The organism is Paraprevotella sp. (assembly GCF_986071375.1).
Genome location: NZ_CFQRNQ010000003.1, coordinates 93,919 through 109,665, shown reverse-complemented (window position 1 = coordinate 109,665; position 15,747 = coordinate 93,919). Strand labels below are relative to the sequence as shown.

Sequence of the window (15,747 nt, the reverse complement as noted above, 5' to 3'; positions counted from 1 at the left end):
TTTTTTCTATTTTTTGCGCCGTAATTCTTGCGGCTTCTGTATTTTTTTTACTCTCTTTGTGCCCGTGAATGTAATGCTTGGAAAAAATTAATTCTTAGATAAAATAGCAATGAAAAAAAGATTGGATATTACACTTATCAAAAAAATGTTCCTCTTGTCCTTGTGGACCGTGCCGGTTGTTTCGCAGGCCGATGATATTGTCGTGGCGGACGGGATGTGGAAAATTACTTATATGGAAAGCGAGAAGGCTTTCCGTATCAACGTACTGAACGAAGGGGGGGCTGCGCGGAAGTGTGTCGTGAACCATTCGGTTTCGGTAGCCCGTTATGATAATGCCGAGGGGGTGGCACGCGAAGTGACAACGACTTCGTTTGCCGATGTGGCCCGTGCGGAAGAGGCGGTGGATAATGAATTCGGTGCGGGCAAATGCTATACGTTTACGTTCAGCCGTCCGGACAATGGTGATGAAGTGACGATGAAGCAACGTTTTTATATTTATCCCGGCTTGGATTACATGCTGACGGACCTTTCTGTGGAGGGGGATGCCGCTATCCGAAGCAACTATTTGGCTCCTGTCTCTGTGGACGCAAATTATACGCTTTACATGTCCGATGATGGTAACCGCATGTTGAAAGTGCCGTTCGACAATGATGGTTTCGGGCGTTACGGAAAATACAAGATGAGTGGTGAAGTCATTTCGTATGAGGTTTCTGCGCTTTACGAAGGGAAGAGCCGGGAAGGGTTGGTTTTAGGTTCGGTGGATCATGATTTATGGAAGAGTGCCGTCAGTGCCAACTTGTCGAATAACGGGAGCGTGAACGAACTTCGTGTATATTCCGGTGTGTCGACTTCAGAAACGCGTGATGCCATTCCTCATGGCAAGGTGAAAGGGCCGGTCGTGACCTCTGCCCGTATGTTCGTGGGATATTTCGATGATTGGCGCGTGGGGATGGAGACATTTGCCGATGCCAACAACCTTGTGGCACCGCGTACCGAGACCTGGACATACGGCACGCCCTTCGGATGGCAGAGTTGGGGGGTGTTGGAAAGCAAGAACTCTTATGCCACGGATGTGGAAATTTCAGATTATTACCATGACGTGCTGACTCCGGCGGGCTTTTGCAACAGCCAAGGGAATATTATTTTTAGCCTTGACGCAGGCGATGGAATGAGCAATGTGGAGCATTTGAACTTTATCAACCAATGTAAGAAGAAAAACCAAATGGTAGGGTGTTACAGTACGCCGTTCTCCATGTGGAGCGGGGAGAACCCCAATTGGGACGATGTGTTAGGTACGGCTTCCGACGGGACGAAGTGGACGCGTTGGGATGTCGTGCTCAAGGCCAATGGCAAACCGATTTGGTATGACGGTGCGTATTGTATGGATCCTACGCATCCTTATACGAAAAGTGCCATGGCGAATTTCATACGTACGCAATATTCGTATGGGTTCAAGTATATCAAAATGGACTTTGTGAATTGCGGCATCATACAAGCTGATTCTTATTATAACCCGGAGGTGACTACGGCGGTGGCCGCTTATAGCGAGGGAATGGATTACATCCGCCGTCAAATGGATAAGTATGGCATGTTTGCCGCTTTTTCCATCGCTCCGCTCTTTCCTTACCAATATGCGAACTCCCGGCGCATCGCGTGTGACACATGGGGGTCTATCGAACAGACGGAATTCAGTATGAACGCCATCTCAGGCGGATGGTGGACCGACCGTCTTTTCCAATATAACGACCCCGACCATTTGGTGTTGGTGGGGAACAAGGACCAGTTGAACAATACTATTGGCGAGAACCGCGCCCGCTATACCAACGGGGCTGTGACGGGCATGATGCTCGTGGCGGACAACTTCAGCCTGAACGACCGTTCGGGGCAAGGTTGGGCGGAACGGTCGCGTGAAGTGGCGCAGACCGTGATGCTGAACAAGGACATCAATGAGATGGCAGACATGGGACGTTCTTTCCGTCCGGTATATGGTTACAAGGAGTATAACGGAAATGCGGACGGAGCGGAAAATTTCTTCATGTTCGATAACGATAAATATCTGTACGTAGCGGTGTTCAATTATCAGAAAAATGAGCTTTCGGGTAATATTCCATTGGATTTACTGGATATTTCTTCCGATGCTTTTTCCGAAGTGCGTGAGCTTTGGACGAATGAATTGATAAAAGTGGACGGGAACTTACCGTATAGTGTTCCAGAGAAAGATGTACGTGTGTACCGCTTTAAGAAAATGGGAGGCAGTGGAGTGAAAGACATGGAAAATGAAGCAATGGTTCGAACGAAAGTCGTACCCCTCGGAGGAAAGCGTTTGATGGTTTATGCCGGTAAAGATATGAATCGCATAGAGGTCTATGATATGCAGGGACGTCTGAACGGTACGAGAGACTTGTCAGGTCGTACCCAAATGGAATTGGACTTGCCACATTTCAACGGTATGGCTCTGGTGAGGATTCACTATGCTGATGGAACGAAAGAAGTCTGCAAAACTTTGGTATATTAAAAAATTGTGAAATAATTATATGAAAATGAGAAAGAAAGGAGTGATTTGTACGATGTGGTGTGCATGCCTGTTCCCGGCCATGGCGGCTATGGCAGAAGATGTGGTCATCAAGGCGGGAGATTTGCGCATCACGTACGTGGAGAATGGGAAACAATTCAATGTGGAGTATAACGGCGGGAAGGCTTACCGGCCCGTGTTCATGGGTTCTGTGCCGGAGGCCACGTACGACATCCATGGCAAGGACGGTTTCCGTATCAGTTCGGCTTCGTGTGCGGAGGCCGACTACCAGAAGCGTACGGTGAACGATGCCTTTGGAAAGGGGACGTGCCATGCGTTTGTCTTCTCATCGCCTGCCAGTGGCGATGACGTGACCCTTACACAAGAGTTTTACGTGTATGAAGGACGGGATTACGTGTTGACGGACGTGGTGCTGAAAGGGGATGCCTCCCTTCGTTCCAACTACCTTGCGCCCGTGGCGGTGGCTACGCCTTACGACCTGTATGCTCCGGCGCAGACGAACCGCATGTTGAAGGTTCCTTTCGACAATGACGGTTTCGTACGTTACCATAAGAACCGTCTGGCAGGCGACATGACCTCTTACGAGGTTTCCGCGCTTTATGCGGGAGAGAGCCGCCGGGGCATCGTGTTGGGTTCGGTGGAGCATAACCGTTGGAAGAGTGCCGTGGAGGTGAAAGCTTCGGGCGACAGCCGCGTGGAAGCGTTGAAGGTGTTCTCCGGGGTTTCAAATAAGGAGACGCGCGACGAGCTGCCGCATGGAAAGGTAAAAGGGCCGGAAGTGCGTTCGGCATTGATGTTCATCGGGGCTTTTTCCGATTGGCGCAATGGAATGGAGGAATATGCCCGTGCCAATACTTTGGTGCAGCCCATGCGTAAGACATGGAAGCGCGGCACGCCTTTCGGTTGGCAGAGCTGGGGCGTGATGTCGGACAAGAACAGCTATGATGTGGACGTGGCCGTATCCGAATACTTCAAAGAGACATTGAAACCGAATGGATTTTGCAACAGCCAAGGCATCAACGTGATGAGCATTGATGCATGGGATGGCATGAACAGCGAACAACGTACCCGGTTCTCGGAAGTGGTGAAGAAGAACGGGCAGGTGCCCGGCTCGTACGTCACGCCTTTCTGTTTGTGGTGGAACGAAGACATGTTGTACAGGAAGATTTGCGAAGGCAGCCAGTATACGGGGTATGAATGTGTGATTAAGGTGAACGGCAAACCGGCCAAGTTGGACGGCGCGTATTGCCTCGACCCCACGCATCCCGGAACGAAGGAATTTATCAGCCGTGAAGTGCAGAACAAGAAAAAAGAGGGATTTGAATACCTGAAAGTGGACTTTACCAGCAACGGTATGGTGCAGGCCGACTCCTATTATAATAAGGACGTGACCACGGCCGTGGAGGCTTATAACGAAGGTTTCTCCTACTTCATCAGCGAGGTGGACAAAGGCGAACCGATGTTCATCGCCCTTTCCATCGCTCCGATATTCCCTTATCAGTACGGGAACTCACGCCGTATCGCTTGTGACACTTGGGGCAAGATCGGACAGTCGGAATACAGCCTGAACGCCGTGTCGGGCGGTTGGTGGACGAATGAGTTTTACCAATATAACGACCCGGACCATCTCGTGCTGGTAGGAAACGATGCGGAGAAGGAAACGGAAGGCGAGAACCGTGCCCGTATCACCAACGGGGCCGTGTCGGGGATGGTATTGGTGTCGGACAATTACAGCTTGGAGGACAAGTCCGGACGTGGGGATGCCAAACTTTCCCGCGAACGCGCCCAAAAGATTTTGATGAACAAGGACGTGAACGAAATGGCGGATTTCGGACGTTCGGCCCGTCCGGTGTATGGCTATCGCGAATACAACGACAAGGGCGACGGAGCGGAGAACTGTTTCGTCTTGGATACGGAAAAGTATTTGTATGTGTCTGTCGTGAACTATAAAGACAACCGGATTGCCGGTAAGGTGGCTTTGGAGCGTTTGGGGCTTTCCCCGTCTTCTTTCTCCTCGGTAAAGGAGTTGTGGAGCGGTGCTGACGTGAAAGTCGGCAAGGACGGTCTGTCCTACGACGTGCCGGGCAAGGATGCCAAGATTTACCGTTTCTTGAAAAAATAAGGAATACCGGTCATGAAAGCATTGTTTTCGATAATTTTAAGTGGCCTTATGTGTTTCTGCGTTCCCGCCGGGGCACAGGAACATATTGCCCGCGAATACATCGAATGGTCCGATGTCTGGTTGACGGGTGCCAACCAGACGGACAAGCCTCACGTCCTGTTGCTCGGCAACTCCATCACGAGAGGGTATCACCCCAAAGTCGAAAAGTTGTTGGAAGGCAAAGCCTACGTGGGGCGGCTTTCCGGTTCGAAGAGTGTGGGCGACCCTGCCTTGCTCGACGAGGTGGAGGCCATACTGAAGCACAACCACTTCGACGTGATTCATTTCAACAACGGCCTGCACGGTTTTGATTATACGGAGGAAGAGTATGCAAAAGCTTTTCCCGAGTATGTGGCGTTGCTCAGGAAGTATGCGCCCGATGCCAAACTAATTTGGGCCACAATCACGCCGGTACGGCAAGGTGAAGGGATGAAGGAGTTTGCCCCTATCACGGAGCGTATGAAGGCCCGTAATGCCATCGCGACGGAATATGTGAAGTCGCAGGGCATCGAGGTCAACGACTTGTGGAGCGTTGTGGCAGACCATCCCGAATATTATGCCGGGGGAGACGGAACGCATCCCGTGGATGCCGGATTCGATGCCTTGGCCCGGCAAGTGGCCAAAGTCGTGGAGGAGGCTTTGCCGAAGACGAAGTAGAGCGGTAGTAAAGGTTATTTTTATAAGCGTCCGGTTCTCATGTCCTTTTTGGGGCATGGGAACCGGATTTTCATTTTGTCAGAATGTCAATGTCAGGGGGGCGAGATTGCTGTATCCGTCCCCTCGGCCGGAGTCTTCTGGAAATATTCGATTCTCGTGCAAGGAGGTGGAAGCGTATGGTCAGCGATATGCGGCTTTGGCTTGTCACGGAGTCTTCCGGATGCCTGATTTTACCGCGTGTGAATGGTTGAGGTGTAAACGTATGGCGGTGTTTTTCCGTCATCTTGATATTTGTTTTTTGTCGACGGAAATGTCCCAAATAGAGGAAAAATGCCCCGGAAGCGTACGTTTGTGTCCCGTTTTCAGGCCGTTTTTCAGCCGGTGTGCAGAGGTTGCCGGAATGACGTGCGGAGAAAAAAAGTGTTTTTTCAGCCAAACGGTTTTTCGTTTGGCTGAGATTGATTCGCAATTTTGCTTAACAAAATAAAAAATAGAGCCTGAATTGTAAAAATCTGTATTCAAGAATGTGCAGGAAAACGTATGGAACAGCTTTATGCCGTGCTTTTCTTTATTCCAATAAGTCCTGTTCTCCTTTCATTTTGTCTGCCGGAACTCGAAAAGGATGACGTTGTGATATTTGGCAGATGATAAGGAGACGGCGCGTGTATTTGCCGGAGCAGAAGAAAATGAAAAACGATGGAACCGTTAAAAGAACTAAACGATTCGCGCTCTTTTGTTGTAAAGTGTAAATGACACACTCATGAGAGCTAAAAGAGAAACATTTAATTCTCATACGGTATTATTTGCGTTATGACGGGGCCGATACGGGTGTTTGTTGCTGCTATGAACTGTATTTTTTAAATTTTGATGCATCTGTCTATTTCCAAATGACCTAATATCCGCTAAATTTGTATTGCCGAAAGGAAGAAAAGTAGGCGGTGTGAAATATTAAAAAGTATAAATCTCTAATACTAAACAGATGCATGCGGAAAGAAATGTAAAGCAGGTCATGAGGTGGTGCCTATACATCGTGTTAGGCTTTCCTTTGTTGAATTCATGCAAGGATGACTATATTTACGATAATGAGGAGCCGAGTTGGTTAGGTGCCAATATTTATGAATATTTGGAGTCGAGCGGACAGTTTGACTGCTATTTGGCGTTAGTGAACGATTTGGGATATAAGGAGACCTTGAGGCTTACAGGGAGTAAGACCATGTTTCCGGCTAATGACGAGGCTTTTTCCCGTTATTTCCTTTCAAAGGGACTTACAGGCGACGGGCCGGCACTGATTCACAAGATGTCGGCTTCGGAAAAGCGTTATTTGTTCAATTCCTCTATGCTGAATATGACTTACTTGAGTCACATGTTGGCCAATGTTTCTTCAAACGACCAGGGGATTGGGGAAGGCATCGCTTTGAGGCGTGCAACGTCTGCCTCTTATTTAGACAGTATTTCTTTTGTGAAGCCGGACGCGTTGCCGAAGACTGCTTTTTGGAATCGTTTCCGCGAACGCAAGGGAGCTTATTTGGCTGACAACGGTTCTAAAATGGCATTATATTGGACACCGGAATTCTTTTCGACTTCCGGCCTGACAGAATCCGATTGGGCGGTAATCATGAAAGGAGAGAGAGACAAGCCCTATGATACTCAGGGATTTTATGTGAATGACGCGCATGTGGAGTCCAATCGGAAGGACGTGACCTGCAAGAACGGTTATTTGCATATTGCGGACGACGTAGTGGCTCCCGCTCCCAATATGTCGGAAGTGATCAATTCGACGGTGGAGATGAACACTTTTGCCGGCCTGATGGAAAAGTTTGCTTATCCGTATTATGACGGGAGCGTGGACGATGCCGTGAAGGCTTATTACGGGGCGGGGAATATCAGTGATTCCGTGTTTGTGAAGCGTTACTTTAACCTGACGGATTTTTCTTCCGACCCGGAGGGCAAGGTGGATATTACGGGTTACGGGACATTGGCTTTCGACCCGTCGAATAATGTGTATGGCGGGAATACGGACATGGGTGTCATGTTCGTCCCTTCCGACGCGGCCATGAAAGATTATTGGGAATCTCCGCGCGGACAGTTCTTACGGGATTCTTACGCCGGATGGGACGAGGTGCCTACGAATGTCATTTCGGTTTTCCTGCAAAACCATCAGCGTTTGTCCTTCTTGACTTCCTTGCCTCATAATTGGGATATCATGACGGATAATGCCGGTTTTGAGATGTCCGTGAAGGAAGAGGATGTACAAAAGGCATACATCGCATGCAACGGTATCGTGTATATGACGGATAAGGTTTATCCGCCCGTGGATTATCAGGCCGTGTACGGTCCGGTGTTGACGGCCGACACGACAACCACCATGTCTGCGGCCATTAAAAATGATGACATGGATGACGTGAACAACCTGAAATACCACCTTTACCTGCGCTCCATGGATAACCAATACAACTTGCTTGTCCCGACAGACGATGCCATGGCGAACTACCGGGATCCCATCACGTGGGCGCTTTGGGCGAATGAAGGAGTAGACAAGCGGGAAATCTGGTCTTTTTATGTGAAGATGGGAAAGGTCGTTGCGGACGTGTACGACACGAACGAAGACGGCTCGAAAGGAACCCTTTTGCGGACAGTCGGGGCTGATGCCTTGGATACGGAAGGGGCAGAAGAGGTCGCCAACCGCTTGCAAGACATATTGGACATGCACATCGTGGTGGCCGATAATGAAGACGAACCGCTTTCCGGTTTCATCGATGAGGGCACTTTGCCGTATGTGCTGACAAAGGGCGGCTCCGTGCTCGCGCTTTCCGGAACAGGCGAGCAGGTGAAAGTCCAAGGAGGCGGTGACATGGAATTAGGGTTGCCTGAGGCAGAGGTTGTTACTTTGGAGAAAGACCACAGGAAAGCACGGTATGAGATGGACAATGGCCGTACATTCTTTATCGACCGGATATTGCAGGACCCTTTCAAGTCGGTCTATTATACGATGACTGCCAATGAAGATTATCGTGCATTTTTTGATTTGTTGGTCGGGAATGACGATGTCTTTTTGTCTTTGGCCGATAACGAAGACTATAAAGACATAGAGCCGATTTTTGAGACTTCCGAGGGGGAGAACAGCAAGATGTCCGGCATAGGACCGGTAGTGACTTCCTTTAATAATTTCCGCTATACCGTGTTGGTGCCTACGCGTGCTGCCTTGGAAGAGGCTTTCCGTGACGACCCCGACCTGCATACATGGGACGAAATCAGTGCCCAGGCGGATTTGGATGTGAAAGCAGATTGGACACGCTACTTGTTGAACTTCCTGCGCTTCCATTTTATAGACGGCATGTTGCCGGTGAGCGGAGTTTCTTACCAAGGCAAGGCTTATCCGACCGCCGCGCGGGATGATAAGGGAATCTTTGTGTATGTCAAAGCGAGCAGTGACGGTAGCGGCATCACTTTCGAGCCGGAAAACGGGAACGGAGAAAAACAACAAGCCAAGGTCATCACATCGAATCAAGAGGATTATAATGTATTGACCCGTGACTATATCGTGAACGACAACGACTATACGTTGGCCACTCAAATCTTATCTTCGTCAAAAGCTGTATTGCATTTGGTGGACCATGCGATTAATTATCAAAAATAGACTTTAAATAAAAGATTATGAATAAGGTATATGCTATATTATTGTGGTTTGCATTGCTTTTCTTTCACAATGGGCTGTTTGCCCAAAACGGAGGCGTGATAGTGACCGGAAAGGTGTATGCGGAAGACGAACCTGAAGGCTTTATCGGGGCTACCGTGATAGAACAAGACAAGAATGGCCGTATTTACTCTTCGGCTTTGACCGATTTCAACGGGAACTTCTCTTTGAAGATCAAGAACCCCAACAACTCCTTGAATTTTTCTTTTGTCGGGTATAAGAAATTGACCTTGCCCATAGGGAACAAACGCAGGTTCGATGTGAAACTGGAATCGCAGAACGTGATGAAGGAAGTCACTGTGAAAGCCTCCAAATTAGTGGGAGGAGGCGGTTTGGCCATACCGGAACGGGAATATTCCGGAGCCATGCAGAAGTTTAACACGAAAGCTATCGAAGGGGTGTCTGTGGCTTCCATCGACGATGCCTTGCAGGGGCGTATTGCCGGACTGGACATTGTGGCGAACTCGGGAGACTTGGGCAGTGGTTCCGTGATGCGTATCCGTGGTATCACTTCCATCAATTCCAATTCGCAACCTTTGATTCTGTTGAATGGTATCCCCTTTGAAAGCAATATCGACGCTTCTTTCGATTTCGCTTCGGCCGACCAGGAACAATTTGCTTCCTTACTGTGCATCAGTCCGGACGATATAGAAGAGATTACGGTGTTGAAGGACGGTGCGGCAGCAGCTATCTGGGGGTCTCGCGGAGCCAATGGTGTGATTGATATTACGACGAAAAAAGGTGTGACGGGACCTACACGGGTGAGTTATTCTTACCGTTTCTCGGGGTCGGAGCAGCCTGAAGGCACCAAATTGCTGAATGGCGACGATTATACGATGCTGATGAAGCAGGCTTACTTCAACCGGAACCAGGAAGATTGCAATATCCCGGAATATAGTTACGACAAGGCGCAGTTTGTGAATGCGTACGGGACAGCCCAGGACTTCGAGAACTTCAACAACAATACGGATTGGGTGGATGAGGTTTCCAAGTACGGGTTTACGCACGACCATAACCTTTCGGTCAGCGGAGGAGGTGAAAAGGCGAAGTTCAGGGCTTCTTTCGGATACTACAAGCAGACGGGTACCATCATCGGGCAGGAGCTGCACCGCTTTTCCAACCGGATGAACTTGGAGTATGCCGTGTCCTCCCGTCTGAAGTTCTTTACGGAATTTGCCATCACTTACACGGACAATGACAAGAACAATGAGGAGGGCGGAAACCTGTTGGACATCGCCCGTAAGAAGATGCCAAACGCTTCTGTCTTCCGGCAAGACAAGAACGGGAACAATACGGATGTCTATTTTAATATCGCGCAAAATACCCAGTTGAATGACGACCAAAGGGATTTGAAGAACCCTGTAGCGATGGCATACTTGGCTTCGTACCAACAGACGAACATGCGTATCATGCCGACATTACGTTTGCAGTATGATTTCCTGGATCCGGCGGGCACCGCCAAGCTGCGTTATGCCGGTTATGTCAAGTTCGATTCGGAGAACGTGAAGGATACGAAGTTCCTGCCACGTGAAACCACGTCCAAGAACTGGAACGATGGAAGCGTGAACAAGTCTTATAGTAAGGAGTCTGAGGCCGTATCCATTTATACAGACCATAATATCACTTGGCAACCGGACCTCGGGGAGCGGCAGTCTTTGATGTTGTATGCCGGTTGGCAGATGGATATATCAAACTCCCAGTACCAGGAGTTTGAACGGTACGGTTTGGCTTCTACTGTGGGGACGGATGTGACTTCCGAGGGACACTTGAATACGTTTAACAGTGGGAAGAGCGAAGGGCGCAACATGGCCTTCCTGTTCCGTGGGCATTATTTCCTGTTGGACCGTTATATTCTGGACTTGACCGCCCGTTGGGACGGCAGTTCCCGCTTCGGCCCCGGCAATCGGTGGGGATTTTTCCCGGCTGTTTCCGGAAAGTGGCTTATTTCCGAAGAGAAATTCATGGACTTTGCCGACAACTGGATGTCTGAGTTTGCCTTACGTTTGGGTTGGGGCGTGACGGGTAACCGGCCGGATTATGAATATTTGTATTTAAGCCGCTACAACAGTTACGGTTCGAATTATATCGACTTGCCCGCCATCAAGCCCTCTTCATTGCAACTGACGAACTTGAAATGGGAGCGTTCTACTTCTTATAACTTGGGCGTGGACCTGACCTTGTTCGACTGGCGTTACAAACTGGTGGCCAATGTCTACCATCGCCGTACGGAAGATTTGTTGTTTAAGGACCAGAAGATTCCTTCTTCCACCGGATTCGGGTCGGTGTCGTATGTCAATGCGGGAACGATGGACAACGACGGTTGGGAGTTGGAGTTCAGTACCAATAACATGGTGAAGCGTGGAGACTGGGCTTTGGACTTGAGCCTTAACTTCTCCAATTATGTGAATACCATCATTGAGTTGGACGAGAATGTGCTGAATAATTACAATCCGGATTTCAACTATACCAATGGAGGATACTTGACCCGCTTGCAGATTAACAACTCTTTCGGTTCCATATATGGCTTCAAGTATAAAGGCGTATACCAATATGATAAATATCAGCCCGATAATCCAAACGCTACGGCTCCGGTCGTACGCGACGAGAATGGAAATGTGGTCTTGGACGGAAAAGGGGAAACCATCCCCATGTATTTTGCCTACGGGACTTCAAATGCTTACCGTTTCCGTGGAGGAGATGCCATTTATGAAGATGTCAACCATGACGGTACCATAGACGAACTGGATATCGTGTATCTGGGTAATTCCAATCCGAAGTTTGACGGGGGATTTGGAGCGACGTTGCGTTGGAAGCGACTGACATTGAACATGTTCTTCAATTACCGTGTAGGTGGAAAAATCATCAATTACGGGCGCATGGATGCAGAAAACATGTACTCCACCAATAACCAGTCCATCGCAACGAACTGGCGTTGGCGCAAGGATGGCGACATGACGGAAATTCCCCGTGCGCTTTATCAGTACGGTTATAACTATCTGGGCAGTGACCGTTTTGTGGAAGATGGTTCGTTCCTGCGTTTCAAACAGTTGACGTTGAGCTATTCTTTCGATCCGAAGATGTTGAAAAAGGCTCATCTGAATACGTTGAACTTGTCTTTGACCTTGAATAACCTCTTGACCGTGACCAAATATACGGGGGCAGATCCGGAAATATCACCTAATAATATAGGAGTGAGCGAGGATAAGAACAGGACTCCGCGTTCGCGTTACTTTACCTTCGGTTTAACGGTGGGCATTTAACTTAAAAAATGGTAGAAATGAAAAAGTTTTTTTTGAAAATACGTGCTTTATTCTTGCTTCCTGTTTTGGGAATGACAGTGGCTTGTGACGATTGGTTTACTTTGCTGCCCCAGTCGGAAATGGTGGCAGAGGATTTTTGGAAAGATGAGCAGGACGTGCTGAGTGGAGTCGGGGCTTGTTACAGGGCGATGAACGAAGACGGCTTTATGAGGCGGCTTATCGTGTGGGGAGAAGTCCGTTCGGACAATGTAGTGCCGGGGACGGGTTCGGATACCGATTTGGGGTATATCTTAAATGCCAATATCAACGCCGCTAACGGATACGTAAAATGGGGCGAGGTATATACCGTGATAAATATCTGCAATACCTTAATCAAGAATGCTCCTGTGGTACGTGAGTATGATTCTGATTTCACGGAGGCTCATCTGAAGCAATATTTGGCAGAAGCCAAGACCATACGTGCCTTTTGTTATTTCACTTTGGTGCGGGCGTTTAATAATGTCCCATACGTGGAGGAGCCTTACCTTGATGATACGCGTGCTTATGAGGTGGCACAATCTTCTTGTGAAAGTATTTTGGATACTTTGATTACCGATTTGAAGTCCATAGAAGACTTTGCGGTGAAAGAATATCCGGACAATGACGGTTATAATAAAGGTAGGGTTACACAAAAGGCGGTTTGGGCTTTACTGGCCGACATGTATTTATGGTTGAATGATTATGAGAACTGCGTGGCTTACTGTGATAAGATATTGGCATCGAGGGATAATCCCCTGACTTTGTTGCCTTCGTCCAATTTCTCTAATGCTTTGTTTTACAGTGGAAACTCGGATGAAAGTATTTGGGAATTGCAGTTCGATAATAATACGCAGAACGGGGCGGTCCGGACTTTTTACGGAGGAACGGACGTGAATGCGTTGTTGTCGGCCTACGATTTGAGTGCCGGTTCGGATTTCTTCGGAGGACTGGATTTAAGGCACGTACAAGGATATGCTGGCGATGGCTTGTATTCCATAAAAAAATATGTGGCATATTGCAGTGCACAGGATTATGAAAACCCGCTGTTCAGCTTTGGGGACGGGTCGAACAACTGGATTTTTTACAGGCTTCCGGATGTCTACCTGATGAAGGCCGAAGCATTGGCTGAAATCGGTGGTGCCGCCAATCTGGAAGAGGCCGTGGACTTGGTTTCATATACCTATGACCGTGCCCATCCGGACTTGGAGGAAGGCAGTTTGAAAGGGAAATACACGAACCAGTCGGAAGTCCGTAACCTGGTCTTCGACGAACGTCAGCGTGAGTTCCTTTTTGAAGGGAAGCGCTATTTCGACCTTGTGCGGCGTATGCGCAGGGAAGGGTCTCCCACGAATATCGTAAATACTTATTTGATGCGCAAATATACGTCTATGAGTTTGGACGAGACAACTGTGAGAAGTAAACTTGACGATAAGGATGCCATTTACCTTCCTATTCACGAAGAGGAGCTTCGGGTGAATCCATTGTTGGTACAAAATAGGTTTTATATGGCTTCTGAAGATATTTCTAAAAACTGAAAATTATGGATATGGATAAAAGATATTTGTCAGCCATTAAAGCATGCGCAGTGGGTTTGCTGTTTGCTTGTGTCGGCGGTCTGTCATCCTGCAACAGCGATGATATCAAGGAAGATGCGATGTACACTTTTACGGGAGAGACTGTGGCTTCGTTCTGTGAGAAGACTCCGGAGTTGTCCCTCTTCTATAAACTAATGGATGAGTGTGGGGAAACGGCTTTGTTGGAAGTGTACGGGCATTTTACCTGTTTTGCGCCTACGAATGATGCGATTAATAAATATCTGACAGAAAAGGGCCTGTCATGGGACGGCCTGAGTTCGGAACAGAAGCAGAAGATTGTCTATAACAGTGTCATACGTAATGCGACCAAAGAAATCTTAGTGGATGAATTTGAAGAAGGCGCATTGTCTGAACCCACGTTGTCAGACCGGTATTTACTTATATCCTTCGGTAAGGAAGGGGAAGAACGGCGTATTTACGTCAATGAAAAGTCTACGCTTATCAGTGGGGACCACGAAGTGCATAACGGGGTTGTCCATATTGTAGATGAAGTTATCGAACCTTCCGAGAAGACTTTGTTGGAGACGCTGAAGGCACACGGAGGGTTTGAACTTTGGGCCGAAGCCTACGAGGCTTCCGGTTGGGCGGATGAAATGACGGAGCTTTATGACCCTGATTATGTGAATAGTTTTAATACGGATCGGTACCAGATAATCGGGTTGGTATTGGCTGTGCCGGAAAAACTGAAGTTAGGTTATACGTTGTTTTGTGAGCCGGATGAACTGCTGAAACAAAATGGGATAACGGACCTTTCCAGCATGGAGAATTATGCCAGGACGTATTATGGTTCGGAAGATTTGGGAAACTATAAAAGCAAAAACAATCCTTTGAACCGTTTTATAGCCTATCACATGCTGAACCGCCAAATGGCCACCAACTCGTTTTTATACACGGGTGAAACGACTAATCCCGATTATGCCAATGAACGGACGGAGTATTATGAGACGATGTACACTTATCGTTTGATAAAAATCAAGGCCGGCAACAGGCTCAATGCCAAAAACAGCGATAATACTTCGTTAAGGGTGATTGAGAAGGAAAGCAACGTAGATGCGATCAACGGTTTCATACATACTTTGGACGGCATATTGGTATATGACGAAGAAGTCATGGAGAAGGATGTGCTGCATGAAAGAATCCGTTTCGACTTCTTTGCTTGCATACCTCATCTGACGAACAACAATATACGTTGGAAGTGTTATAGCAGTACGCGCCCGGAGGGTACAAGCGGATATACGGTGACGCCTGAATTCTGTGGAGAGTATTTCACTTATAATGATGCGGGAGTTTGTGTGTTTCAGGCAGAAGATTCTTGGGCCGATTATCAAGGGGACGAATTGGTGATGCAGGAAAGCTATGATTTTACGTTGCGTATGATTCCGTTGCCTCCCGGTGACTATGAAATGCGTATCGGTTATAACTCCGGCGGTACGCGTGGAATGGGGCAGATGTATGTGGACGGGAATATTGCAGGTACTCCTGTGGATTTGAGAATCAACGGCGATGACCCTCGCGTGGGTTGGGTAAAGGACAGCGAAACCAATGACGACGGGGTAGAGAATGACAAGATGATGCGCAACCGGGGATACATGAAAGCACCGGAAGCTCTATGGTATTGGCACGGAGGATGGGACAATGTGCCCATGCGCGACGTAAGTTTTGCTTTGCGTTACATCGTGGGACAGTATCACTTTGAGGAATATGGAGCGCATACGTTCCGTGCAAGGAGTGTGGACTTTAAGGGGCGTGGTTTTCAATTAGACTATATTGAATTTATTCCTACGGATATGATTAGGGATGAAGGACGTGATTAAATAAGGAAATGGGCG

7 protein-coding genes are annotated in these 15,747 nt (G+C 48.2%); all 7 read left to right on the top strand.

Translation table 11 applies throughout. The annotated features are described in order from the left end of the window. Positions 1-109: 109 nt before the first annotated feature. Positions 110-2,515: an alpha-galactosidase gene (locus tag AC5RDV_RS02725; RefSeq protein WP_282748207.1), complete on the top strand. Its 2,406-nt coding sequence runs from the start codon at positions 110-112 to the stop codon at positions 2,513-2,515. Positions 2,516-2,540: 25 nt separating this feature from the next. Further along, complete coding sequence (locus AC5RDV_RS02720; RefSeq protein WP_282748206.1) at positions 2,541-4,655, top strand: alpha-galactosidase; 2,115 nt, start codon at positions 2,541-2,543, stop codon at positions 4,653-4,655. A 12-nt stretch (positions 4,656-4,667) separates the two neighbouring features. After that, positions 4,668-5,351 (top strand): SGNH/GDSL hydrolase family protein, encoded by a 684-nt coding sequence (locus tag AC5RDV_RS02715; RefSeq protein WP_008626488.1) that lies wholly within the window; start codon positions 4,668-4,670, stop codon positions 5,349-5,351. 1,009 nt (positions 5,352-6,360) lie between these two features. Then, on the top strand, positions 6,361-8,988 hold the full coding sequence (locus AC5RDV_RS02710) for a hypothetical protein (protein ID WP_282748205.1): 2,628 nt from the start codon (positions 6,361-6,363) through the stop codon (positions 8,986-8,988). A 17-nt stretch (positions 8,989-9,005) separates the two neighbouring features. Beyond that, complete coding sequence (locus AC5RDV_RS02705) at positions 9,006-12,305, top strand: SusC/RagA family TonB-linked outer membrane protein (protein ID WP_282748204.1); 3,300 nt, start codon at positions 9,006-9,008, stop codon at positions 12,303-12,305. Between the two features lie 8 nt (positions 12,306-12,313). After that, positions 12,314-13,858: a RagB/SusD family nutrient uptake outer membrane protein gene (locus tag AC5RDV_RS02700; protein WP_415957526.1), complete on the top strand. Its 1,545-nt coding sequence runs from the start codon at positions 12,314-12,316 to the stop codon at positions 13,856-13,858. 11 nt (positions 13,859-13,869) lie between these two features. Further along, complete coding sequence (locus AC5RDV_RS02695) at positions 13,870-15,732, top strand: fasciclin domain-containing protein (protein WP_276785969.1); 1,863 nt, start codon at positions 13,870-13,872, stop codon at positions 15,730-15,732. Positions 15,733-15,747 lie beyond the last annotated feature (15 nt).

What these genes read in the sequence shown, in the direction of transcription:
- AC5RDV_RS02695 (WP_276785969.1), top strand. Translation starts at nt 13,870, where the DNA reads ATGGATAAAAGATATTTGTCAGCCATTAAAGCATGCGCAGTGGGTTTG.
- AC5RDV_RS02705 (WP_282748204.1), top strand. Translation starts at nt 9,006, where the DNA reads ATGAATAAGGTATATGCTATATTATTGTGGTTTGCATTGCTTTTCTTT.
- AC5RDV_RS02700 (WP_415957526.1), top strand. Translation starts at nt 12,314, where the DNA reads ATGGTAGAAATGAAAAAGTTTTTTTTGAAAATACGTGCTTTATTCTTG.
- AC5RDV_RS02710 (WP_282748205.1), top strand. Translation starts at nt 6,361, where the DNA reads ATGAGGTGGTGCCTATACATCGTGTTAGGCTTTCCTTTGTTGAATTCA.
- AC5RDV_RS02715 (WP_008626488.1), top strand. Translation starts at nt 4,668, where the DNA reads ATGAAAGCATTGTTTTCGATAATTTTAAGTGGCCTTATGTGTTTCTGC.
- AC5RDV_RS02720 (WP_282748206.1), top strand. Translation starts at nt 2,541, where the DNA reads ATGAGAAAGAAAGGAGTGATTTGTACGATGTGGTGTGCATGCCTGTTC.
- AC5RDV_RS02725 (WP_282748207.1), top strand. Translation starts at nt 110, where the DNA reads ATGAAAAAAAGATTGGATATTACACTTATCAAAAAAATGTTCCTCTTG.